Below are 24704 nucleotides of genomic sequence, written 5' to 3' on the forward strand. Positions count from 1 at the left end.
CTTAGTACCTTTTTTGGTATAAATCGTCTAATGGTGTGTTTTTGATACTTTCTACAAACTCGACCATATTGCGTATCATTACTTCCCACATTTTATTACCTTTTTCGGCGGTCGCTTTGGTAGCATCTCCCATTACTCCACTTTCTGAAATTTTGTTTGTCCGCACGTACCAACTCACACTCCGTTCATCATCAAAATCCAAAAAGTTGCTGCCAAAAGACAGCGTTGCATCTACCGCCTTATCCATTTGTACCATTTCTGGACGCAGAGCAAGACTTGTACTGGTTTCAATTTCACCAGCGTGTGCATCGTTAGGCGTGTCAATAAGATTAAGCAAATCTACATCACTTGTTTCGCCAGTATCTACACAAACAAAGATTTTTGCATCACGGTTAATCATTTGTGCTGCATAGCTTAATGTAGGAGCATTGTCTCCGTGACCGTTTAGAATAATAATTTTCTTCACACCATTTTTAGCAAGACTTATTCCTAAGTCGTACACAAACTTAGAAAGTGCCTCATTGGTGACACTTAATGTACCTTTAAAATCTTCGTGATGATAACTCACTCCAAAAGGTATAGGAGGAAGTACTAATGGTCTTGGTTCTTGACAAGCTTCGGCCACTTTAAAGGCCATATAGTTTGCATCGTAATAATCAATATCTACAGGCAAGTGAGGCCCGTGCTGCTCTATGGCTCCGCAGGGTAAAATCACGGTGTCTACTATTTTTAAATACGCTTCTAGTTCTGGCCACGTTTTTTGTTCCCAAAGGAAATCTACTTTTTTATATGGTTGCTTCATTGTCTTGATGTAAAAAATATGGTGCCTCTATGTGCTCCATAGTTGGTTTATAATGTTGCCATTTTCTATTTGCCATTTGTACCATCCCATCTGTATATTTTGAATAGATCTCTAATAATGGCTTTCTAAGATATTTCGGAATATCCATTAAATTGCTGCGCTCTTTATCAAAGCGAAGCATTGTAATTTCTTTATGTTCTTTAGCAAGTTTGGCGGTGTGCTCGTTATGTTCTATAAGCCCCTTGCTGAGCAGTAAATAATAGAGTTGTGCAGCATCACTACCTATTTGTTTTACGCTTTGTTTGGATAATGCCGTTAATGCTTTTTCAATCTGTGTATCAGTATAGCCACAGCGTTTTGGGTCTTCGTCCAGTGCTTTAAGCATTCCAACAATACGTCTGCATTTCTCGCAGTTTCCACAGGGTAGCATAGTACCATTTTCCTCGTGAGCCGCGTGACAAGACACTTGCAATTTTTGCAGGTCTGGATAACGCTTCACTAAAATTTTAAGTATAGATAATTCCGATAGGCTACGCAGCAGTGAAAACTGATACATATCCCAGCCTTTTTTATGGTAATATCGGGTGAGCGCATTATCAAAATACTTGCTCTGGTCGTATAAGCCATTGTAATGCGTAATGCCTTTATAATTTGACTTTACCGAAGTGTCATACTCATTACCTATTAAAATGTTTCCAATTCGACGCTTTCGAGCTACAGGTAGAACGCCAAATAAAAAGACACTTACTGTCCACAGCCGTATGGGATAAATATCAGCTCGTATGTTCTGAAAGTTTTCTTTGATGAACGGCATTTGCTTTACCATCCAATTAAAAATACGGTCGCTATTGCACCAAGGTTTTACAGTATTAGGTTCTATTTCGCGAAAACGATTATGCGCATTTACAGCTGTAAACCAGTGTCGCCCGCTCTCGTTGATAAATACCGGATGTGCTTCGCCTAGTTCTTTGACCAGCCCGTAGGTAAGTAAACTATCTTTACCACCACTGCTTAAAATAGCATACGCATCTTTGTTTGTTATAGCCTTTTCCTTTTCAAGTTTCAAATGAGAAAATTGTGTATTTACAAATTCTACTTCAGAAGCAGTGTAGCGAGCTAATGTTTCTGGCTCGATAGAATCAAACGGAGGCTTTAAAAACTCATTTTTGCCAAAGAATTTGAGCACTAAAATCTCACGTGACGTATTCTCCATCATATCTATGAGGAAACGTTTGTCTGTAGCATCAAAAAGTCCATCAAACACGATACTTTCAAAAAACAATCCGTAGTTGAGGGCTACCTGTACCGCCATCATCGAAGCCAGATTAACATCGTCTGCATTTTTCTTATTGAAATATACATCGTTATATGAATAGATAAGTTCATTTTGAACCTCACTATCATCTTGTTTGGTGATTGTATAGGTTGCTTTGACACGTTTTGGTTCAATAACCAGAGCGTGAATTTTTAAAGTTTTGAATACAACTAATGATCGAATCTTGGTCATTATAGTTTTGTTGCAATTAATTTTACTAATTTATCCGCGCCGTGCGCTAATACATCAAATGCAGGTAAGTCTGTTTGTTTTGTAATCGCCTCACAAGCTGGCTGAATCTCTTCTGGTTTCATTCCTTCGTGATTAACAGTAATTGCCATCACTTTTACTCCTGAAATCATTTCAATCGCCTGTATTTGCTTTTTTAAAGGATGTAGTTTATAACCAGGAAATCCATCATATTCTTTTCGAGTAGGTGCGTGTTGTAAAATTACATAATCTGGACGTCCTGCTGCAAGAATTTCAAATCCACCGGGATAAGCAGGATTCATTAAACTACCTTGTCCTTCGATAACGATGACATCTGGTTTTTCATTTTTATAAGCACTCACCACAGCGTGCTCAATTTCACCGGAAACAAAATCGTTGATACAGCTATCCATAATCATACTGTATTTTGCACCCTGCATCCAGGCGGTTTGTCCTGTACCGATCATTTCGGCAGTTCGGTTGGCTTTACGAAGTCCTTGTACAACTAACCAGGCGGTAGTACGCTTACCTATGGCAGAGTCGGTTCCTAAAACAGCAAGTTTTAGACTATCTACCTTTTCTATATCCCCTGTAAAGAAGTGCAGTGCATCGCGGTCTGGTGTTTTACGTACATCGCGTATACGGCATTTGTTAGTTTCTGCTATTTCAACAAGTTCCTTATCATTTGTCAAGAAATCGTGTAATCCGCTATCAACATTCCACCCCATGGTTAAGGCTTGTTTTATAGTCGCTTTTGCTTCTTTAGGTAAACGTCCGCCGTCTGGTGCCAAACCAATAACAAGTGATTTTGGCATCGCGCCTTTTTCTCGTAGTTCTTTAACGGCAGTTGTTAGGTCACTGAAAATTGGAATACCGTTATTTTTAGCATCCAAGACTTTTCCTGCATCTTTCCCTGCATAGTTACTATCAATAACACCAACAATATCGTAGCGCTCTGTAAAACGCACAAGACCGTGAGCTGTTTTTCCTTCGGGAGTATTAAAAGCACCTTGGCAATAAACAAGTGCGCGTCCGTCTATCTTTTTTTTCATTTTATATATTCTAATTAATGTTTTGCTGTTAATACAGCTACAAATCTGTCTGGTTCAAAATTTAATTGTTCATCTAGTTCGAGCAGTCCAATAAGACCTGCTGTGGAGGCCGGTAATATTTTCATTCCTTCTTTCTTCAGAATAAAGGATGCCATTTCTTTAAGTTTTTTATCACTTACGTGAAAGGCATCACCTTGAGACTCTCTAAGCGCGTATAACGCTTCATCACCATCAAAGCTATGCCAGTTAATTAGAGGCTCGTTATACAAGGTTTCCTTTATCACTTTTGGGTCTAAGTCTTTGCATGCTGAAAGACCTGCCTTAAAAGAACTGATTATAGGGTTCTTTCTAGTAGAGGATGCAGCGATCATCTTTGGGATTCTAGAGGTTTTACCTCGTTTATAAAGGGTAACAAAACCTCGGTAAATTCCTGCAAAAAGTGTCCCATTAGAAACTGGAGCTGCACAATATTTTGGTGCATCGCCTAATTCATCTACTATTTCATATGCAATTTGCGCGTAAGCTGTAATTTGTAAAGGAGTGTTTGCTCCCCCTGGATTTGCATCATACCAATCATATTCAAACGCGTAATCAGTACTTGATTTTACTACATCTTCGTAACTGCCATCTAGCCTAATAATTTCTGCATTGAGTGCTTCCATCTCTTTAATACGTTCTGTATGATAACTAGATGGAATAAAAATTTTACAATTTAGACCCGCTAAGTCTGCTGCCAGAGCTACAGCTACACCATAGTTACCACACGTGGCTAAGGAAATTGTTTCAAAATCTCTTCGCAACGCATCATATACCTGAGCAAATGCTATACGATCTTTTTGCGTACCTGTAGGATTATCCCCTTCATATTTAATGTAAAGCTGTCTGATATCAAACTCTCGTTCGATAGTTTTTGCGCGTGACAATCCGGTATCTCCCACTTCCAAGTTAATAATATCTTCAAAACTTTCTAAACGATCAATCAGCGACTTGCTTTTGTCTTTCACGAAATCACTTAAACGTCTCGTTTCTGAAGAAACTTTTATTTCTACAGAGGTAACACCATCTCTTAATATCATAATTATTCGTAAAAAGAATTTTAGTTTTTCTTCATTAGTAAGACACTAAAAATAATAAAGGTCACATGCGCTCAATCGAAATGTAACTCTTACATCTAAAAATTAATTCTTTAGAATTATTGGATTTAAAAAAAGCTTCTGTTTTTAAAAGATATTTTACTACTTTTAATAGAAGGCAATTTCAGATATAACCTTTTACATAATGCAATATATTCTAATACCTATTGACTTTTCGGATCATTCCTATAATGCACTTGCCTATGCCAGACTAGTATTCCATAACGAAAAATGCACCTTTATTTTGCTGTATGTATATGTGAGTCACCCCTCAAATCTCTTAAATGATGAATATAGTGAAGGATTTCTCACCAAAATGTCTGATGAGCGTGAAGAAGATCTTATGTTTAAAATAGACGAGATCGAAAAAGAAAATAAGAACCCCAATCATCAGTTTGAAGGGTTGTGTAAAATAGATTCTCTGATTAATGCTATAAAGGGTATAGTCATTTCCAAAGAAATAGACTACATCGTGATGGGAACAAAGGGCGCTAGTGGGATTAAAGAAATTTTTCTAGGCAGCAATACCGTTAAAACCATTAATGAAATAGACAATTGCCCGATACTGGTTGTACCAAATGGGTATAACCCTAAAAAACCTTCTCTCATTGCCTTTTCTACGAATTTCAACCGTACTTTTTTTAAAAGAGAAGTCGATCCGTTTTTATCAATTGTGAAGTCTAATGGTTCAAAAATACATATTACACGAATCATGCAAGAGAAATACTTGACTGATAAACAAAAAACAAACCAGGAAACCTTGAAAACCATTTTCAACGAATTCAATTTTACCTTTACTAAAATAGATGTAGAAACTTCAGAAACCGAGGCTCTTAAAGATTTTGCAAGGCAAACTGAATGTGATTTAATCGCCTTAGTACATCATAAGTACAATTTTTTTCAGAAATTGGTTGAAGAAGATGTGGTAGATAAAATAAGTTTTAGCAGTCCGGTGCCTTTATTAATTCTACCCGAATTACATATCCTTTAATTTATAATATTCATCTAATACCTTTATTTTGGCCCTATTTAACCTCATTTTTACAGCACTTTTACCAATTTTTAGTATTGATTGAAGTTCTTTAATGGTAGCGTCATCCTGATATTTAAGTAGTAAAATAGCTTTATCTTTAGGGTCTATTTGATTTAATGCTTTTTTGAGTTTATCCACATTCAATTCAAGTAGTTTATCATCATTTACCTCATCAAGTGACGATAAATAGTATTTGTGATTGTCTATTGAACTTGAAAAATCCTGTATTCTTCTTATTTTATCTCGATTTACATAATTAACGCAAAAATTATAGGTAAAAGCGTAAAGCCAAGTTGAGAATTTAGAATTCCCGCCGAATGCGCTTAACTTTGTAAACAACTTTATAAAAACATCTTGTGTTAAGTCTTCAGCTTCTTGTTGACTCCTAGAGAATCCATAGCATTTATTGTATACTTTTTTGGAGTATCTATCATAAATAACGCTAAAAAGACATGTATCATTTTTTTCTAAAATTCGAAGAATCAAATCCTCATCAGATACTTTATCTAACGAATTCGTTTTTCTAATGGGTCTAACAATAAGAATTAATAAAAAATTTCTTGTTAAATTCATGCTTTTTTAATGAATATCTATGATTGGTATTTATTCAATTTAGATATTCAAATGTACAGATGACAGGAAACAAAAACTGCTACCTAAGTAGCAGTTTCAGAGTTTTATTAAAGAAAGCCTATACCCTCAATGAAATTTTATGATTAGAGGCTATCTTCTATTTTTTCCAGAAGTTTTTTGATGTTTTTTATTTGTGTATTTTTTCGCTGAACATCTAGAATTCCATCTTCCTTAAAATTCTGAATGTGTCTATTTACCACAGCTCTAGTTGAACCTATTAAACTGGCAATCTCATTATTTGACAGATCATTTATGAGTTGTAGTTTTTTTGAAGATTCATCTATATTTTTAAGAATTAATTTTGCCAATCTCGTGGGAATATCTGACAAAACTGCATCAGTTAGGTTTTCTTCCAACATACGCATGCGTTTACCTAAATAAGGTAATAGAGTTTTATTAATTTCTGGATTAGATTCAATCCAAGATTTTACATTATCGACTGGAGCACTTAATAGCTCCACAGTGTCCAAAGTTTTAAAATTTGTAGTTCTTTTTTGCTCATCTAAAAGTGAAATGATATCAAATACATCGTGCCTTGATAAAAGAAACACTGTAAGTTCTCTTCCGTTCTCTGGATTTATTTGATAAATTTTTAACCTTCCCGACAAAATAACGTGAAAATTATTTAAGGTTTCGTGATGATGAAATTCTGCACCTTTTTTCCACTTCTTGAACTTAACACCTGATAACAGCGAATCAAGTGTGCTCTCTTCAAGATTTCGAAAAATTGGATTTTGTTGAAGGATATTTTTACAATACTCGAATCTTGTAGTTCCTTTTATCATTTCTGTTGTTTACCGATTTGGATCTTAAAAAACCTAAAGGTAGTATTTTGACGTCAAAATTCTGATACCACGTATCACATATAGTTTTCTAACAAAAATGCCTCCGAATTTGGAGGCATCCGAAAATGGTTTGTAATTCGTGTATAAACGAAAACCAATTTCTATACTTTTTTGACACCGTTTTGATGAAATGGTCACATTGATCAAAATTTTAATCTTTCATAGAAAATAATAAAATTTGAATATATGCTAACTAAGAATCGAGAGTTACTACAACCACAGCAACTAACCTGGTTAATGTTTTCAGCTATTTATCTTACAAGACGCGCTATAAGAAGGTTAAGCTGTATAAAATCAACTTAGCGAATATATTATAGATCATTCCACGAATCAGATAGAAGCTAAAGGAGTCATCCTATCCAGAGTCAAACTGTCTAATTTCTTTTAAGCAACCTATCTTAAATCCTCCGGATCTATAAGTTTTTCTTCTAATAACTGTTTCATTACTATTTCGGTCATATCACTTTTGAAGGCAAACTCATAACGTATATCCAGCACATAGGCTTTTAAGCGCATTTTAAGGTAAGATCTTCTTTCTTTTACCTCGTTAAAAAAAGTACGGATATAGACTTATTAAGATATGCATATTTCGAAACCTGAGCTGCGTCAATAACAACTTGTCGTATGCTATTTGTATGGTCGTTATCGGCAAATAAAATTCTGCAAAAACGGGATGATACGTTCTACTCCTTTTCTGAAGAATTGTCTTCAATCTTGTTGAATAAATTAAAACAAATATTCTCCATTTCATCTGTATCTTTTACGACATTCTTAAGCATTTCTGTTGATTTTATACTAGAGATCACTTTTTGTTTAAGTCCTTTAGGCACCTCTTTTGCCGGCTTACCTAATTTCTTAAAAGGATTTTCTTTTTCCATAAATGCTATTGCTTTTGCTACATCTATTATATCTTAAAACTGGAGTTAAGTATTGTTCAAAAATTACTTCAAAACAATAATGCGCTGCTATTTTTAGATTCGTAAAAATCAATCATAAATATAAAGACTCCTGTTTCGTATATTCTTAATGTATTTCAATTTAGAATATGAGACCCTGCTTTAGAAAAAAAGTCACTTTCTCCAGTGAAATTTCTTTTGAATTAAAAGATTTTAAATAATAATTACATAAGAGGATAAACGGTATATACCATTTTCTCAATTCTTTTATTATCAACAAGTAGCACTGATAACATAAAACTATTTACTATTCTCATTTGAACCTTTACCATCGTCTTCATGATTGGATTCTTCAGTATTCTCATCAATAATTTCTTCAAGATTTTGAAGTATATTTTCTTTTAATTTTTCGGGTAGAGGTTCGGTAGGCTCAATAGTTTTAAATGGATTTTTCTTAGTCATTTTTTTGAAATATATTATGCGCTTCTACGAGTTTTATTTTAGCTCTTTTCAACCTCATTTTTACAGCGCTTTCACCTATATTTAGTATTGCTTGAATCTCTTTAACAGATATATCATCTTGGTATTTCAATAATAAAATTGCTTTATCGGCAGGCTCAATGAGCTCTAAGGCTTTTTCAAGATTTGACGATTTTAGCTCGAAGAGGTCTTCTTCATCAATGTCTTCTTCTGAAGCCAAATGATGGTCATTCTTATTTAACCTTTCCCAACGCTCACTTAACTTCTTAGAATGATCTCTTTTTTTATAATTCACCAAAAAATTATAGGTAAAGCTATACAACCAAGTCGAAAATTTAGATCTACCCTTATAACTATTCAGCTTAGTAAAAAGCTTTAAAAATAGATCTTGTGTAAGATCTTGGGCCTCACCCTCATTTTTGGCAAAGCTATAACACTTATTGTAAATCTTTTTACTGTATCGATCATACAGTTTTCCAAACAGTACAGCGTCATTTTTTTCCAGAATTTGTTGAACTAGCTCTTCATCTGTAATTGGTTTTTGTTCTCTTTTCGAACTATTAGAAGATACGTGAGTCAAAAATATATATAAATTGTTCATCAATTAAGTGGGTTGGATAAAGCTCTACTAGCGATTAAATATATAAAATTGTGACCCTAATGCCAAAGACGTGTCTAACAATACACAATTTAAATTTACTAGTAGCATGTCAATATCGAAAATATATCAATCAGAGAATCAAAAAAGCAATATAATTCATTTTGCAGCTATCTTTAATATAGCTTCTATTGATGGAGCGCTTAATGATGAGGAGAAAAAAATGTTATCCAAATTTGCGAACAAGCTAAATATTGGAGAAGAAGAGTATGAACAAATAATCAAAAAATCAGATACTTATCCGGTTGCCTTTGTTAGTTCTAAAGAAGAACGTTTACAGCACATTTTTGATCTGTTCAGAATGATTTATGCTGACCATGAAATTGATGAGCCAGAATCAAAACTTCTTTATAAATATGCAATTGGTTTAGGATGTTCTGAAACGAAGGCCAAAGAAGTAATCCAGAAATCGATTAAAATATTTAGTGGAAATATTGATTTTGAAGATTATCAGTATTTGATTGAGAAGGATTGATGAACTTAGATCTATCCCTAAAATAGCTGAATTATGCTCAATATAAACTTACATTATTTACAATTATTATCCATAATTCTAAAAAACCCTGTAAATTAAAAATCAATTTACAGGGTTTTATATGACGATTTATGTTAGATGATAAAATCTATTAGAGTCCTTCTAAAAACCCAAAATAAGCAGGTTTTTTGTTAAAAGAAGCATCAAATAAAAGTGGCCACTCAGGTCTACCATTGTTTTCCGGAATTAACCAAGTGTCATTGTCTTTTAATCCCCAAAGTGTAATCGCATATTTTTTATTTTGTGGTATAGCATTAAAAATCTCAACTACTTCTTTCACTCTTTGTGCCTGAGCAAGGGCTCTTTCATCGGTGAATTCTGTTAAATCATTGGCTGCATTTACTTTTACATCCAGCTCGGCAAAATGAATTAACACATCTTTTGCTACTAATTCATCTGTTGCATCTTGTATTTGTTGCCTAGTAGGAAAGTTATAGTCTATGTGCATTTGATAACCCACACCATCAATAAGGTTAGCTGCTAACAAGTCATCGGTTAAATTTAGAACTTTTCCTCTTTTTGTAGCGTCAAAAGTCATATTGTAATCATTATAGAACAACTTAACATTAGGATCTGCCGCCCTGGCAAATGCAAAACATTTTTCAACATAATCTACACCCATTCTTTGCAAAAATATTGTGTTTCTCCATTGGACATTAGGATTATCATCTATTGCTTCATTCACTACATCCCAGGAATTTATTTTACCTTGATATCTTGTGAGTACATCTGTTATATATTGTTCGATCAGATCTTCAAATTCCTGATCTGTACCGCTAAAATTTTCCAGAGCTTGGGGTAAACTTCTATGCCAGATAAGCGTATGACCATGTACGTTGAGGTTATTTGCCTCGGCATATGCGATCAGGCCATCAACTTTACTCCAATCATACATGATATTTCCTGAGCCATCTATACCTGTAAATATAGAGGCCATTTTCATGTCATTTTCTGCTGTAATACTACTAAACTCCCTTTTGTATACTTCATCGTAAGCAGGTAAGTTGGTTCTGGTTTCAGATACTGCTACGCCAACAAAAAAATTGTTTTCTGTGGCACTTTTTAGAGTAGTGTCATCAGGAAATTGCGTACTTGTTTTTACTGTTATAGTATTAGAGTTTTCTGAAACTACTCCTTGTACTACGGATCGGACTCTGTAAAAATATTCAGTGTCTTGTACTAATCCTGATACTGCCTGGGATAATTGGTTGACAACCAAGTCCTGATAACCATTAACAAATGAGGTAAATCCTGCATCTGTAGCAACGTCTAATCGATACTCTTGGGAAAGGAATACACTATTCCAGCTCGCTCTAAAACTTGTGAAAGAAACTTCTGAAGCTTCATTGGCTACCGGGGCAATTGCCCTTGGATTATTTCCCCCACTATCATCACTAGAACAGGATGCAAATGCTACCAAAGCAAAACACCATACGGCATAAAATACCGATTTACAATTTTTCCATATTTTCATAACATTTATTTTTTATTTAAACAAAACAAGGAGGATCTACTCAATTATAACTTGAATTATTTCCTCCTTGAAATGGTAATCTACTCCTCTTTTCAGAGAAAAAACTTGGGACGATCTTAATAATTAATACCTCTGAAATTAATCCAACTCTAAAACTTCGAACTTTATATTGTCGAAACGTAAAACAGATGGGATTACGCCTGCGTGACTTACGCCTGCTTTAACAGCGAATATTTTTGATGGATCTACATCTCCGTTACCTTGGTTACTTGGATCGAAACCAAATCCAAAATCTGACATTTTAATTCTTAGGGTTTGCCATCCAGTTTCTTGTAATGGGATTTGAATTAACCAGTTACTCCTATCATCTTCTAAAATAAACTCTGAGATTGTACCGATTGCTCCATTATTATTTACGTCAACTATTAAAAATGCATTTTCTGCATCTGTTCCAGTGGTTACCGGGGCTATTGAATTGTGAGAACATCCTGTAAAAGGATCTGTACCCGTATCATCCCAAATAATTTCTGCTCCTATACTACCGTCAGTACCGATACCTGATGCAACCTGAAATATTCGATCTCCATAAGAAAACCAATCACCAGGAATTACTCCGTTTCCATCAAAATCTGTAATAAGATATTCTACAAAACCACCTTCGATAGGTAAATCTTTAGAAACCATACCGGCAGCAGTTACCACTGTAAACTCGGTTGTTTGAGTTTTACCTTCAGGAAAAGTAAATAGTAATTCTTGTGGAGAAACCACTGTAAAATCACCCACAGATTCTCCATCGATTAGAACATCCTCTACGTTGAAAAACCAATTACCAAAGGCTCTAATCTCTATACCACCTTCACCTTTAGGTGGAGAAAAAGTTCCTTCTACCGTTAAAGTAGGTGCGGGTTGCTTAATCTCAAATTGAGAGGATACCGATTCGCCAAACTGATTGGTAAATCTTACCGTTTGATTACCAAATCGGCTTCCAGCATCGGCATCGAATGGTACATTAAAAAACAATGCTACATCAGAGTTCAGCGCTGTATTGAAAAACGTATTTATAGTTCCATCAAAAACTATTTCTTTCATACTACCTAGTCCTGTTCCTTCAACTCTCACCAATTCTTCGGGAAACCCTTCATTGATGGTGGGTTCGTCTCCTAAAGAAATAAGATTTACTATTTGCGGATTACCGAATCTACTTGTATCACCATCGTCTTCACAAGAAGATATACAGGTTAACAAACCGGCTATTGAGCATAAAACAAGTAATCTCTTATGGAGGTACATTAATTTAATATTTTTCATCATTACTTAATTATTAGTCATTAATTACATAATCTACTGCTGGGTTTGCAGTATCTATAAATGATAATTCTGCGGATGGTATTGGTAATAAAAATCCGTTGTCATCTACATTCTCTATGAAAAACGATGAAACATCAAATGGCACTAGTGTGTTAACCGTACCTCTATCCTGACTTCTAATAATAGACTTTGCTGTTTCTCTATCCATTCTTATCAAATCAAGCCAAAACTTTCCGGCCTCAAATGCAAATTCGATTCTTCTTTCATCCATAAGTGCTTCTCTGGTCAACAAAGTTTTCTCAGAAAGTCCTGCTCTTCTTCGAATTTGATTGAAAGCATCCAATGCTAATACATCTCCTGTTGAATCAGCATCTCCTAAAATAGCTTCTGCATAAATCATAAGGACATCGGCATATCGCATCAATTGTGTGCTCATTTCGGTTCTCATAAAAAACACATTTGGATGTTCATTCAATGATCCTACCACATACTTTCTATATCGTAGCTTGGTTGCAGATTCATCTCCATTCTCTGGAAAAGTCCATCCTCCTTCACTGGTTAATAATTCAGGATATACTCTTCCTGGTTCACAAATGATCCATTGTCTTCTTAGATCTTCTTCTCCGGGCTGCGTTATTTTATCAAACGCAAGGTATAAATCAATACTTGGAGCTACAGAACCAAATGAACCATCATTACCAATAACATCGTCGTTAGCAATCAAATAAGCTTGGTTTGTATTTTGTATACCCCATAATCCATTGATAGATGTCCAAACCCATCTGTAAATACCTTCACTATTAATACTAGCCGATGGATCTATGAACTGATCTTGATAATTAGGTTGTAAGCTGTGTAACCCGCTATTGATAACCAACTCTGCATACTCTCTGGATTTTGCATAATCCTTAAGGGTTAAATACATTTCTGCCAGATATGCCCAAGCTGCTGTTTTACCAACTCTTATGTTTCCAGAAGAACCTAACGGTAACAATTCTGCTGCTTTAAGCAAATCACTTTCTATAAAAGCATAAATACTGGAAACGGTATTAAGAGGATACAAGGAAGACGTATCTGAAGTCACTTCGTCAATAACGGGAATTTCTCCCCATAATCGTACCAAATAAAAATACGAGAACGCTCTTATAAAACGTGCTTCACCTTCTACCTGGTTTTTAACCTCTTCTGAAATTTCAGGGTTAAGTTCACCACTCGTAACTTTTATGAGTTGGTTGGCATCTGCAATGCCCTTATAAAACCCTTCCCATCCTTCTAAAAGGGTTCCATTATTAACTCCTATAGAGAATAATCTCCAAGGAGCATCTCCTTCAAAACCAATAGAGTTACCTGCTAACATATCCAAAGAATACATAAACTTATCGTTTGTTGTAAAAAAGGATTGTCCGTACAAAGAATTTGCACCTGCTAATAATTGATCATCGGTTTGATAAAAATTATCCTCTGTGATAGAGTCTACAACGTCTATATCTAAAAAGTCATCACCACACGAGGTTAAAAAGGTCAATGCAATTAAATACTTAAAAAACTTCTTACTACTTTTCATACCAAACATATTATTTCTTTTTCATTGTTTTAAAACTGTACATTTAGTCCAAGCGTCATTGTTCTTGGAACCGGATATCTACCAAAGTCAATTCCTTTAAAAAGAGCACTTTGGTTTAGTGAACCAACTTCTGGATCGTAACCAGAATAGTTTGTAAAAGTGTATAAATTTTGGATGGTTGCGTATACTCTAATTTGGTCAAAAAAATTGGCTTTTCCAAATGTGTCTTTAGGCAATGTGCATCCAAACGTCACGTTTTGAATCCTTAAGTAAGAACCATCTTCAATAAATCTATCCGACACTCTGTTGTTTCCATTTTTGTCTCCATCAGAATATCTAGGCAAACTTCCATCCGTATTGGTAGCAGTGAATCTATCGATTACAGAAGTCGCCTGGTTTGAATTGAAACGGTTTACACCTTCTATGTAGGTTCTTGTATAATTGTAAATATCATTACCGTAAGACCCCTGAAGGAATATCGACAAATCAAACATTCCGTATCGGAAATTATTTGTGATACTATATGTGAAATCCGGGTGTGGATTACCGATAAAAGTTCTATCGTTATCGTCTATAGTTCCATCTCCATTAAGATCTACAAAACGCACATCTCCTATCCAGGTCCCTGTAGCTTCGTCACGGGTACTTTCTGCAGGGATTACTCCATTATCCAATTCTTCTTGTGTTCTAAACAAACCATCGGTTACAAAACCATAGAACATCCCAATCGGTTGTCCAACCTCAGACCTGGTTAAATCCGCTATGATTTCTTCATCTCTTAAGGTTCCGATAATCGCATCGTTATCTCCAGATAGTTCAGTGATTTCATTTCGGTACATAGAAAATATGATATTAGTATCCCAGCTAAACTTATCATTACTCACATTTTTGGTATTTAAAGTAACATCAATACCATCATTAATCATTTCACCAAAGTTTTCTACGGGAGCATTTACACCAATAAAAGATAAGGTATTTAAGCTACCCAAAAATCCGGGAACCGGTCTGGTAGCAAGAAAATCCTTAGATGTTTTTCTATATACATCCACATCCAGTCTAATGTTATTATCCGCGAAGCCAAGTTCAACCCCTACATTGGGAGAAATCAATGATTCCCACTGTACATTTGGATTAGCAAAATTAGCTAAACTAAATCCGCTCCCCAGTGCTGTATTCTGATTTCTAAGAAAGCTTAAATACAGGAAGTTATCAATATCCTGGTTTCCACTGGTACCGTATCCTGCTCGAATTTTAAAATAACTCCAAGCTCTTGAAATTCCTTCCATAAACGGCTCATCACTCACTACCCAAGCTGCAGAAGCAGAAGGAAATAATCCCCATCGATTATTAGGTCCAAACTTTGAGGAACCATCATATCTTAAGGAAGCAGAAAGCAGGTATTTGCCTTTATAGTCATAATTTATTCTACCAAAATACGAGAGTAATGAAGCCGCTCCTTCAAAAGATTCTGATAGTGAAGTTTCTGCATCACCTGTATTTAAACCAGGAATGTCATTGCTAGGAAAATTAGATCGTTGTCCGGTTAATCCCTGGAACTGAACTTTTTGTGCTTCTGTTCCTAATAAAATATCCAATCCATGATCTCCAAGTTGAGGAGTATAGGTCAGGTAATTTTTAAAGAGATAATACAATCCTTCATTTGCACCTTTGAACGCTGAATTCAAATTGTTTGAAATGGAGCCAAAATCAAAAGTTGGAAAAAAACTTTCCGTTTTAGCCGTATTATAATCATATCCTAAATCTGATCTAAACTTCAGGTTATTCGCCAATTTCAAGTCTAAGTAGATATTTCCGTTTACTTTAAATCTTTCTAAAGTACTATTTCTTATTTCTGACGCGGCTACCGGATTAAGAGCACCTGTATTACCTAGATTATTTTGAGGAGAACCAAAACTTCCATCAGGATTTCTAACGGGTACATCTGGTGTTTGTCTAAGCGCTGAAGTGATGGTTCCATTACGAGAATCGTTTAATCCTATTTCCTCTAAGGAACTACTCATATTGATATTGTGACCAAAACTAATCCAATTGTTGTACTTATGATCAAGATTTAATCGTAAACCATATCTTCTCATACCAGAGTTGATAATAATACCTTCCTGTTCAAAATAATTGGCTGAAGCATAAAATTTAGTGTTTTCTTTTCCGCCTGAAATTGATAACTGATGATTCTGAATTGGTGCCGCCCTAAAAATTGCTCTCTGCCAATCAGTTCCTTCACCTAAAATACTTGGATCTTCAAACTGTGGAGCAGGAGGTAAGTTGGTTGATGGGCTTTGTCTAACTTCGTTGGAATATGCTGCAAATTCTCTTAGATTCATCATATCTAATAATTTAGGAGCCGTTTGTATCCCTCCATAAGTTTCATAGCTTATTTTTGCTTTACCTGCTTTACCTTTTTTTGTAGTAATCAATATTACACCATTAGAAGATTGAGCACCATAAATAGCAGCTGCAGAAGCATCTTTTAAAACGGTAATAGATTCTATATCATTAGGGTTTAAGGCAGAAAGCGGACTTGTAGCAGTCTGTCCACCGGTTCCTCCAAAACGCGAGAAATTAAAGGAGTTATTTTCAGAATTCTGAACGTTTACTCCGTCAATGATATATAAAGGTTCATTTGACCCTGTTACAGAAGTAGTTCCCCGGATCCTTACTGATACCGCGCCACCTGGTCTACCGGTACTTCTCGTAACGGTTACACCCGATACTAATCCTTGAATACCCTGATCGATATTAGCAACAGGTTGCTTTTCTAGCGCTTCACCACTAATCACTGAGACGGCGGAAGTAAGATCTTTTTTCCTGCTTTGCCCGTATCCAATGACAACTACCTGTTCTAAATCCGTTGTTTCCTGCATCAGTACCACATTAATCTGGTCTGATCCAGTAACGGTTTTTTGTACGGTTTGCATTCCGACATAAGAAAATACCAAAATCTCACCGTTTGATAATCCTTCTAATTCGTACTTACCGTCAAAATCGGTTAAGGCTCCCTTTGTGGTTCCTTTTACCGCTACCGTTACCCCGGGTAGCGGCAAACCGCTTTCATCTGTGACTGTTCCACTAATAGTGTTTTCTTGCGAAAAAACATGCTGTGTCCCAATTATAAACAATCCAATAATTGCGAGTTTAAGCTTTATCATATGATATTGTTTTTTTAGTTGTTAATTATATTCGTATTACAATTTTTGTTCTGCTAATTAAGATTCCCTAAATACCATAGCCTTTTAGAAATTAGCTAGCTATGTACTGTTTCTTGTTTGTTATTTATCATTAATCATAATTGTTTTAGTTATAAGTTGTGTTGTTTTATGGTTTTTACTATTTGGTTGTTTTCCTCCAATATGGAATTGGATGGGTCCTGACTTAATTTCTCGTTTCCCATCAGTAGTAATGCTTGCATATTGTTTTGGAGTCACTGAAAAACTTACTTGTTTTGTCTCACCAGCTTCCAAGTTGATTCTTTTAAATCCAATTAATGAATGCTTTGCACCTTCATTATTTTCTTTTTCATTGTAGGATATATATAATTGAACTACTTCGTCTCCTTTTACATCTCCGGCATTTGTAACCTGCACTTCGATAGGAATGTTATCATTTTTTGATATAGACTCAGGTATCTCTAGTGCTGAATAGGTAAAGTTGGTATATGATAATCCGTGTCCAAATGGATACAGAGGCTCTCCTTTAAAATATTTATACGTACGATTCGTCATATCGTAGGATTTAAAATCAGGAAGGTCTTTAACTGATTTATAGAAGGTAACAGGCAATCTTCCTGCCGGATTGTAATCTCCAAAAAGAACATCTGCAATAGCTCTTCCACCAAATTCTCCAGGATACCAGGCTTCAAGTATGGCTGGAACGTGATCATCTGCCCAATTGATGGCAAGTGCACTTCCATTCATCAATACTAATACTATTGGTTTTCCTGTAGCATGTATTTCTTTTAATAAAGTAATCTGAGATTGCGGTAAAGAAATTTCTGATCTATCACCTTTATCAAAACCGTCCAAAACAACTGGCATTTCTTCACCTTCTATGTCCGGTGATAATCCTAAACAAAGTACTACCACCTCAGAATTTTTAGCTGCCTGAACTGCAGGAGATAAAAGATCTTCATCTAATTTGGACCATAACAATTGTGCCTGAGGATCGGTATGATAGTTGTAATATTTAATTTTAACGTCATATGATTTCCCAGCTTCCAAAGGCATGTCAACATACCTCATTTTTGGTTCGTGATCATCCTTAAAATCAACACTGAGAGAATCATTTATGTATAATTTACCCGCGCTACTTGCTCTTAACCCTATGCGATATTCTCCACTTTCCTTCGGAACAATTTTTCCTGTCCATCTCACAGAAAAATTATCTGAAACTGCATTTTCAAATGGCTTTTTAGAGACCCAAATAAAATCAACAACACTATCAATTCGGGTCACTTTCGGTTCTCCTTTCCACTCTTTATTATCAAAGTATTCTCCTTTCAATCCAGTGCCTTCTCCGTTTTGCAACATGGAAGCCGGAATAGGCTCTAATAATGGCCATCCATTTGCAATATGGCTACCTTTAGCATAGTTTACTTTTGTATTAGGTAATTTTTCCTGGATCGCTTTTAATGGAGTAATATTATTAAGAGGTGTTCCGTGATAATTTCCTAACAATACCTGCTTCGCGTTTGCATTTGGACCTATAACAGCAATAGATTTTATCTCTTTTTTTAATGGAAGTAGTTTATCTTCATTTTTTAACAATACCATTGATTCTCTGGCTGTCTTTTCTGATAACTCATAATGCTTATCACTGCATACAACATCGTATGGTATTTTTGACCAGGAAACCATTTCTTCAGGATCAAACATCCCTAGCTTAAAGCGAGCTTCCATCAATCTAGATAATGCTTGATCGACTTTATCTTCGTCCACCAATCCTTTTAGAACCGCTTCGCTTAGATTTGGGTCGTAGACATCGCCACAATTTAAGTCTGTACCTCTGCTTACTGCTAAAGCTGAAGCCTCAGCAGGGGTTTCGACTAATTCATGCTTATTTGGTTCCCAGAAATCGTTAATTGCCCAACAATCTGAAACCACATAACCATCAAACCCCCACTCTTTTCGAAGTATATCATTTAATAATAAATTACTTCCGCAGCAAGCTTCATCTCTATATCTATTGTACGCGCACATTACCGATTGCACGTTCGCTTCTTTAATAGCTGCTTCAAAGGCAGGCAAATATGTTTCTTTTAAATCTTTATCAGAGGTGTGATAATTATCTTCGTGTCTTGACTTTTCAGGACCACTATGTACTGCAAAATGCTTTGCTGTAGCAACCACTTTGAGATAGTTTGGATCGTCGCCTTGTAATCCTTTAATAAAATTAACACCCATTCTACTTGTTAGATATGGATCTTCTCCATAGGTTTCCTGACCTCTTCCCCATCTGGGATCTCTAAAGATATTGATATTGGGAGTCCAAAAAGTAAGTCCTTGGTATATCCCTCTTTTATTTTCTTTTATAAAACGATGGTGCTTAGCCCTTGCTTCGTCGGAAATTACGGTCCCTACATCAAATAACAAAGGAGCATTCCAAGTAGCACCCATTCCTATCGCCTGCGGAAAAACAGTTGCTTCACCAGCCCTTGCTACGCCGTGCAAACATTCATTCCACCAATTATACGCCGGCACACCTAAACGGTCTATAGCCGGTGCATCATACCGCATCTGAGATACTTTTTCGGCAAGTGTCATGTGACTGATGAGATCACCAACTCTTTCACTAACGGGTAACTCCGGGTTTTTAAATTTATATTCAGTTTCCTTTTTTGACTCACAGCCGATGTTTAATTGAAGAACAATCGAAAAAACGACCACAGCGCTACTTCTGAAAAGTATTTTAAATATATTATTGGTTTCTCTTTTTATCATTTTTATTGGTTAAATCTGGTTTTTTATGATATGAGGTCAAGTATGAAAACAAATAATCCGAGCACTATAGCTATCAGGAATATCTCTCCCAAAATCTTAATTTTCGAGTATTTGTTATTCATGTTCATTTGACTTATTCACAAATTTTTAACAATTTATGTACAGGATTAAAAAAACGATGCAACAGATAGAGCATATGATAAAACATTTGTTGCATACACGCTACATATAAGGTTTTCACAACATATCAAACAGTTGAAGCAACAATTGTTATAGTTAGATGTGGTGATTGAGCCAGTAAAATGTGAAGAACCTATTTTACAGGTTGTTTTGATGATATTTTTTCAATAAAATTGGTTACAAATTGAATAAATTATAAATCTAATGGTATTGATAAATGACTGCTAAGGTTGTTAATGGTGCTCGTCTTACATTACACCGAAGCCATGATTTTGAAATTTTGTTATGAGATATAGAAAAAATTGAAAATCTGATGAATTTTTATGCACTATATAACCATTATTTTATGAAATGCGTTCATTAGAAATCTTAAGTTTCATTAATTGCTACTTCTGTAGGCAGTATTCCAAAATGCGTTTTAAAGCACTTTGTAAAATAGGAGGGAGAAGAAAATCCTACCTTATAACATACCTCGCTGATATTGGTAGAACCACTTTCTAATATCTGTTTCGCCTTTTGCAATCTGATATTTCTCAAGAATTGGTTAGCTGTTTGACCAGTAAGCGTTTTAATCTTTCTATAAAATTGACTTCTACTAAGATGTAATTCTGAAGAAAGAGATTCAACATTTAAATCCGGATCACTAAGATTTTCATAGATATGATTTAATACTTTTTTAATGAATTCTTTATCCAGTGATGTGTTATTTTCATTTATTTGGGCATCACTAACATCACTAAAGTACTTATTAAATACCATTTGTCTTATCGTAAGCATTTGAGTTAAATACGATTTTAACATTCTCATATCAAACGGTTTATTTAGATATACATCAGCTCCGGACTCAATTCCTTTTAACCGATCATCGGCCATTGTTTTTGCAGTAAGCATCATTATTGGAATATGGCTTGTTTTGATCTCCTTTTTAATCCTTGAGCAGAATTCGAAACCATCCATTTCTGGCATAATTACATCAGTAATGATTATATCGGGTACTTCTTTTTTAGCAATTTCCAGACCTTCGCTACCATTTTTGGCATCATAAACCTTATACGTATTACTTAACTCCTGTCTTAAATAACTTCGTAACTCAGTATTATCTTCGACAATTAATAACCTATTAGTTTTTTGTTCTTCTTCGATTTGATTTTCCAAACTTTGATTATGAACATTTCCTATAAATTTAGTTTTTCTAAGAACCTCAGATTCTTCATCATTTACAATTATTTCATTATCTTCAAAGTGGTCTTTTCCTAATGGCAAGATTACTGAAAATGTAGTTCCTTGATCCACCTCGCTATCAACTTCTACTATGCCTTTATGTAATTCGACAAAACTTCTTACAACCGCCAAGCCAATTCCAGTTCCGCCATAATATGATTTGTTAAGGTTGTCTACTTGATAGAAACGTTCAAATATTTGATCAAGTTGTTCTTTTTTGAGCCCTGGTCCCGTATCGGACACACTAATTTCGAATGATTCTGATAATCCAAAATTACCTGTTTTTTCAGCAAGCCTTTGTCCTATTTTTTTTATCGAAATGGTTATTTTTCCTCCCTCTTTGGTAACTTTAAATGCATTGGATAATAAATTAAAAATAATCTTCTCCAGCATACCAATGTCTACCCATACTTTTAATTCTGGTAAATCGTGATGTACGGTAAGGTCTATTTTTTTTTGTGACGCTTCTACTACAAAATGGCTTACTACATCTCGAACAAAATTTATGATGTCAAGTTCTCTTGCCTTGATACTAAGCTTATTAAGTTCAAGCTTTCGATAATCCATCAACTCATTGATTAATCTATACAGCCTGTCTGTATTTTTGTGAATTACCAGATGCTTTTCGTTTACCTCTTTTGGTAGATTTAATTCTTTGTTTTTAAGTATATCTTCTAGAGGATTCAAAATCAGCGTTAGTGGGGTTCGAAACTCGTGGGATATATTAGTAAAAAATTGTAGCTTCTTATGATGAAGCTCTTCTTCTTTGATTCTTTTTTCTCTTTCGTATCGTATCTGCTGCTTTTCTTTGATTCTTTTTTGTGTAACTTTATTTAAAAGATATATCCCTAATAAGAATAATAATATGTAAGATGTCATTGCCCAAGTTGTCTTCCACCAGGGAGGTAAAATTTTTATATGTAGATGTAATGGGTTTTCATCCCATTTACCGTCATTATTGGCTACTTTTAACTTAAAAATATAATTTCCGGGATCTAAATTTGTATAGGTAGCACTTCTAGTATTCTCAACATAGTTCCAAGAATCTTCTAATCCCTCTAAATAATATGCATATTGATTTTTCTCTGGACGAGTATAATTGACACCAGTATATTCTATTGTGAAAACCGATTGTTCATTACTTAAGGATATACTATCAGTCTCAGAAATAACCTTGCTTAATGGAGATCCTTCTTGATTGGGATATACTTTTTTGTTGAATATTTTAAAATCTGTAAGAAATAAGTTTGTAACACTATTGTTAGTCTTTATGTTTTTAAGATTAAAATAGTCTATCCCTTCATAATTACCGAAATATATGGTTCCCTTTTTATCTCTAAATACTGCATTAAAATTGAAATCGTTGGATAATAAACCATCATTACTATTATAGTTCTTAATCGTTCCTTTTACAAGATCCAGTTTATGAATCCCATTATTACCACTAATCCAAATATTATTTTGTTCATCCTCTATAATAGCAGAAACATTTTCATCTTTTAATTCGTATAATTCATTATACCATATAAAATTATCTGTTTCTGGGTTATATCGACATAAACCGGCTCCTTTTGTACCAATCCAGATAGATCCATCGGTACCTTCATATATTGAAAGTATATGATTTGTATCTGATTTGTTCTGATATTTACTGTTCATTTTCTCTCTTAATGAAACAACAGAAAATTGATCAGTTTTGCTTTTCCTCACTTTATACAATCCGGTGGCCGTGCCTATCCATAAATTGTTATCAGAATCAATTAGTACCTTTCGAACATCACTTGTTGGAATTCCATATGTAGTGAATTCTTTAGATCTATAATGAGTAAACTCATTACTAATAGGATCATACGAAACAATTCCTCCAAAAAAAGTTCCTATCCAGATGATGCCATCCGCGTCTTCTGCAAAACTTAATATACTATTAGAAGATAGCCTGCCTTTGGTATTTTCTACTGTATAGTTAATAAATTTTTTAGACCCATTCTTGAGCAAAAAAACACCTCCACTCCAACTTCCTGCCCAAACGTTTTCATTACTATCTATAAATATCGTTTGAATATCATATGCAGTAAGATTTGAAAATTCTTTAGTGCTATATTTATTAATGTGAATAAATTTTTGACTATTTGGGTCATAAACGTCTATACCTCCTCCGTCTGTACTGATCCATAGTAAACCGGATTTATCCTGAACAATACCGGTAACAGAACCTGCTTCTAAAGAATTTGGATTACTAGCCAGACTTTCAATATTGTTAAACTTATCGTACAATTTATCGTGTACTGCTATACCTTTGTTATAATAACCCATCCATATCCTTTCATTGTTATCCAGAAACAGAGACCATATGGAATTAGATCGTATACTATTCTTATTATTTTTATCAAAAAGATAATTTTTTATGAGCTTTCCATCGGCTTGGATATGAAACAAACCATCATTCTCGGTACCACAAAGGATGGATCCATCTGCATTAGAGATTAATGAAAAGATTCTCTTATTTGTAAATTGAAGATTCTTAATATTGAATACTTCATCTGATCTTTTTTCAATTCTGTATATTCCTTGAGAAAAGCTACCTAACCAAATGTTATTATTTGTGTCAATCAATAAAGATTTAATTGGAGTTTGAACAGATTGCAAACCTTTTTCTGTTTCAAAAATCGAAAGACGTAATGTATTTGTTTCAGGGTCATATATTTTCAATCCATAATTGGTTGCAGCATACATTTTTCCTTCAGAATTTATCTGAAGATCGTGAACATCTACAAATCCTTGGTTAGTTCCTTTATTTACATTGGCAACCTGTTCTATTTTATAAGTTTCTGAATCTATTTTAAGTAAGCCCCTAGTGTACGTTCCAACAAAAATATCGCCGCTATCATCTTCTATAATGGAATTAACTGCAATTTCAGATTGGTAGAAATTTTTTAACTGAGAAATTATATCAATTCGTTTAAATTGATCCAGTTCCCGATCATATAGGTCCAATCCGTTTTCTGTACCTACCCAAAGTCTATTTTTTTTATCTACAAACGCACAGTAGATCGAACTACTACTTAAAGAAGTAGTGTCCTGTAGTTTATGCTTGTAAGATTTAAATTCTATGCCATCGTATCTGTGTATACCTGCTCCGCTTGTACCAATCCATATAAAACCATTGTGATCTTGGACAATTACTGGTACTGCTATCTTCGAAATACCATCCTCTATATTTACAAAATTAAAATCATCTGATTTCTGTTGAGCCCATTGGCAATTGACACAACAACAGAAAAATAGTACGTATACTATAATTCTTTTCATATTCATAAGCTTGTATTCCATTACTGAATAATAAAGGTAGCATCTTTTGTTTAAATCCATTAACATTCCCTCTATTTTTCTTAAGGACAGCAATACCTTGCT

At 34.6% G+C, this 24704-nt stretch carries 18 protein-coding genes; 2 read left to right on the top strand and 16 right to left on the bottom strand.

The window, feature by feature from the left end:
- Position 1: 1 nt before the first annotated feature.
- From ACE94K_RS03205 to ACE94K_RS03220, 4 genes are read right to left on the bottom strand one after another with little or no spacing between them, the layout of a single operon-like run.
- Entirely contained in the window at positions 2–802 is an 801-nt protein-coding gene (locus tag ACE94K_RS03205; protein WP_378179837.1) for a creatininase family protein, read from the bottom strand.
- A complete protein-coding gene (locus ACE94K_RS03210) occupies positions 786–2309 on the bottom strand; it encodes a hypothetical protein (RefSeq protein WP_378179840.1) in 1524 nt (507 codons plus the stop codon). The genes ACE94K_RS03205 and ACE94K_RS03210 overlap by 17 nt, the downstream gene beginning before the upstream one ends.
- A complete protein-coding gene (locus ACE94K_RS03215; protein ID WP_378179843.1) occupies positions 2309–3379 on the bottom strand; it encodes a DUF1611 domain-containing protein in 1071 nt (356 codons plus the stop codon). Before ACE94K_RS03215 ends, ACE94K_RS03210 begins: the two co-directional genes overlap by 1 nt.
- A 14-nt stretch (positions 3380–3393) precedes the next feature.
- Positions 3394–4455, bottom strand: a complete 1062-nt coding sequence (locus tag ACE94K_RS03220) for a pyridoxal-phosphate dependent enzyme (RefSeq protein WP_378179846.1) — start codon at positions 4453–4455, stop codon at positions 3394–3396.
- A 202-nt stretch (positions 4456–4657) separates the two neighbouring features.
- Here ACE94K_RS03220 and ACE94K_RS03225 point away from each other — a divergent pair, with 202 nt between their 5' ends.
- Positions 4658–5503: a universal stress protein gene (locus tag ACE94K_RS03225; RefSeq protein ID WP_378179848.1), complete on the top strand. Its 846-nt coding sequence runs from the start codon at positions 4658–4660 to the stop codon at positions 5501–5503.
- Here the strand turns inward: ACE94K_RS03225 and ACE94K_RS03230 are convergent.
- The 6 genes from ACE94K_RS03230 to ACE94K_RS03255 all read right to left on the bottom strand — a co-directional run bounded on the left by ACE94K_RS03230 (position 5489) and on the right by ACE94K_RS03255 (position 9000).
- Positions 5489–6118, bottom strand: a complete 630-nt coding sequence (locus tag ACE94K_RS03230; protein WP_378179851.1) for an RNA polymerase sigma factor — start codon at positions 6116–6118, stop codon at positions 5489–5491. The two genes, ACE94K_RS03225 and ACE94K_RS03230, sit on opposite strands and share 15 nt — an antisense overlap.
- 143 nt (positions 6119–6261) lie before the next feature.
- Positions 6262–6963 (bottom strand): Crp/Fnr family transcriptional regulator, encoded by a 702-nt coding sequence (locus ACE94K_RS03235; protein ID WP_378179854.1) that lies wholly within the window; start codon positions 6961–6963, stop codon positions 6262–6264.
- Positions 6964–7416: 453 nt separating this feature from the next.
- Positions 7417–7539, bottom strand: coding sequence for a hypothetical protein (locus ACE94K_RS03240; protein ID WP_378179857.1), 123 nt, complete (start codon positions 7537–7539; stop codon positions 7417–7419).
- 167 nt (positions 7540–7706) lie between these two features.
- Positions 7707–7901 carry a hypothetical protein gene (locus ACE94K_RS03245; RefSeq protein WP_378179860.1) on the bottom strand — a complete coding sequence of 65 codons (195 nt, stop codon included), beginning with the start codon at positions 7899–7901 and terminating at the stop codon, positions 7707–7709.
- 318 nt (positions 7902–8219) lie between these two features.
- Entirely contained in the window at positions 8220–8381 is a 162-nt protein-coding gene (locus tag ACE94K_RS03250) for a hypothetical protein (RefSeq protein WP_378179863.1), read from the bottom strand.
- Positions 8374–9000: an RNA polymerase sigma factor gene (locus ACE94K_RS03255; protein WP_378179866.1), complete on the bottom strand. Its 627-nt coding sequence runs from the start codon at positions 8998–9000 to the stop codon at positions 8374–8376. Before ACE94K_RS03255 ends, ACE94K_RS03250 begins: the two co-directional genes overlap by 8 nt.
- Positions 9001–9106: 106 nt before the next feature.
- Between ACE94K_RS03255 and ACE94K_RS03260 the strand changes: the two genes are divergently transcribed.
- Positions 9107–9532, top strand: a complete 426-nt coding sequence (locus ACE94K_RS03260; RefSeq protein ID WP_378179869.1) for a TerB family tellurite resistance protein — start codon at positions 9107–9109, stop codon at positions 9530–9532.
- Positions 9533–9683: 151 nt separating this feature from the next.
- Here ACE94K_RS03260 and ACE94K_RS03265 read toward each other — a convergent pair whose 3' ends face one another.
- The 6 genes from ACE94K_RS03265 to ACE94K_RS03290 all read right to left on the bottom strand — a co-directional run bounded on the left by ACE94K_RS03265 (position 9684) and on the right by ACE94K_RS03290 (position 24602).
- Complete coding sequence (locus ACE94K_RS03265; RefSeq protein WP_378179872.1) at positions 9684–11066, bottom strand: endo-1,4-beta-xylanase; 1383 nt, start codon at positions 11064–11066, stop codon at positions 9684–9686.
- A 138-nt stretch (positions 11067–11204) separates the two neighbouring features.
- The gene (locus tag ACE94K_RS03270) at positions 11205–12377 is read right to left on the bottom strand and encodes a hypothetical protein (RefSeq protein WP_378179875.1); all 1173 of its coding nucleotides are present in this window, start codon (positions 12375–12377) and stop codon (positions 11205–11207) included.
- Positions 12378–12387: 10 nt separating this feature from the next.
- The gene (locus ACE94K_RS03275; RefSeq protein ID WP_378179878.1) at positions 12388–13938 is read right to left on the bottom strand and encodes a RagB/SusD family nutrient uptake outer membrane protein; all 1551 of its coding nucleotides are present in this window, start codon (positions 13936–13938) and stop codon (positions 12388–12390) included.
- Positions 13939–13967: 29 nt separating this feature from the next.
- Positions 13968–17105, bottom strand: coding sequence for a SusC/RagA family TonB-linked outer membrane protein (locus tag ACE94K_RS03280; protein ID WP_378179881.1), 3138 nt, complete (start codon positions 17103–17105; stop codon positions 13968–13970).
- Between the two features lie 120 nt (positions 17106–17225).
- Positions 17226–19892: a glycoside hydrolase family 3 C-terminal domain-containing protein gene (locus ACE94K_RS03285; protein WP_378179884.1), complete on the bottom strand. Its 2667-nt coding sequence runs from the start codon at positions 19890–19892 to the stop codon at positions 17226–17228.
- A 549-nt stretch (positions 19893–20441) separates the two neighbouring features.
- Positions 20442–24602, bottom strand: a complete 4161-nt coding sequence (locus tag ACE94K_RS03290; protein WP_378179887.1) for a two-component regulator propeller domain-containing protein — start codon at positions 24600–24602, stop codon at positions 20442–20444.
- Between the last annotated feature and the right edge of the window lie 102 nt (positions 24603–24704).

Source organism: Aquimarina besae (assembly GCF_042434905.1).
Lineage (GTDB): Bacteria > Bacteroidota > Bacteroidia > Flavobacteriales > Flavobacteriaceae > Aquimarina.

What these genes read in the sequence shown, in the direction of transcription:
- ACE94K_RS03205 (WP_378179837.1), bottom strand. Translation starts at nt 802, where the DNA reads ATGAAGCAACCATATAAAAAAGTAGATTTCCTTTGGGAACAAAAAACG.
- ACE94K_RS03210 (WP_378179840.1), bottom strand. Translation starts at nt 2,309, where the DNA reads ATGACCAAGATTCGATCATTAGTTGTATTCAAAACTTTAAAAATTCAC.
- ACE94K_RS03215 (WP_378179843.1), bottom strand. Translation starts at nt 3,379, where the DNA reads ATGAAAAAAAAGATAGACGGACGCGCACTTGTTTATTGCCAAGGTGCT.
- ACE94K_RS03220 (WP_378179846.1), bottom strand. Translation starts at nt 4,455, where the DNA reads ATGATATTAAGAGATGGTGTTACCTCTGTAGAAATAAAAGTTTCTTCA.
- ACE94K_RS03225 (WP_378179848.1), top strand. Translation starts at nt 4,658, where the DNA reads ATGCAATATATTCTAATACCTATTGACTTTTCGGATCATTCCTATAAT.
- ACE94K_RS03230 (WP_378179851.1), bottom strand. Translation starts at nt 6,118, where the DNA reads ATGAATTTAACAAGAAATTTTTTATTAATTCTTATTGTTAGACCCATT.
- ACE94K_RS03235 (WP_378179854.1), bottom strand. Translation starts at nt 6,963, where the DNA reads ATGATAAAAGGAACTACAAGATTCGAGTATTGTAAAAATATCCTTCAA.
- ACE94K_RS03240 (WP_378179857.1), bottom strand. Translation starts at nt 7,539, where the DNA reads ATGCGCTTAAAAGCCTATGTGCTGGATATACGTTATGAGTTTGCCTTC.
- ACE94K_RS03245 (WP_378179860.1), bottom strand. Translation starts at nt 7,901, where the DNA reads ATGGAAAAAGAAAATCCTTTTAAGAAATTAGGTAAGCCGGCAAAAGAG.
- ACE94K_RS03250 (WP_378179863.1), bottom strand. Translation starts at nt 8,381, where the DNA reads ATGACTAAGAAAAATCCATTTAAAACTATTGAGCCTACCGAACCTCTA.
- ACE94K_RS03255 (WP_378179866.1), bottom strand. Translation starts at nt 9,000, where the DNA reads ATGAACAATTTATATATATTTTTGACTCACGTATCTTCTAATAGTTCG.
- ACE94K_RS03260 (WP_378179869.1), top strand. Translation starts at nt 9,107, where the DNA reads ATGTCAATATCGAAAATATATCAATCAGAGAATCAAAAAAGCAATATA.
- ACE94K_RS03265 (WP_378179872.1), bottom strand. Translation starts at nt 11,066, where the DNA reads ATGAAAATATGGAAAAATTGTAAATCGGTATTTTATGCCGTATGGTGT.
- ACE94K_RS03270 (WP_378179875.1), bottom strand. Translation starts at nt 12,377, where the DNA reads ATGATGAAAAATATTAAATTAATGTACCTCCATAAGAGATTACTTGTT.
- ACE94K_RS03275 (WP_378179878.1), bottom strand. Translation starts at nt 13,938, where the DNA reads ATGAAAAGTAGTAAGAAGTTTTTTAAGTATTTAATTGCATTGACCTTT.
- ACE94K_RS03280 (WP_378179881.1), bottom strand. Translation starts at nt 17,105, where the DNA reads ATGATAAAGCTTAAACTCGCAATTATTGGATTGTTTATAATTGGGACA.
- ACE94K_RS03285 (WP_378179884.1), bottom strand. Translation starts at nt 19,892, where the DNA reads ATGATAAAAAGAGAAACCAATAATATATTTAAAATACTTTTCAGAAGT.
- ACE94K_RS03290 (WP_378179887.1), bottom strand. Translation starts at nt 24,602, where the DNA reads ATGAAAAGAATTATAGTATACGTACTATTTTTCTGTTGTTGTGTCAAT.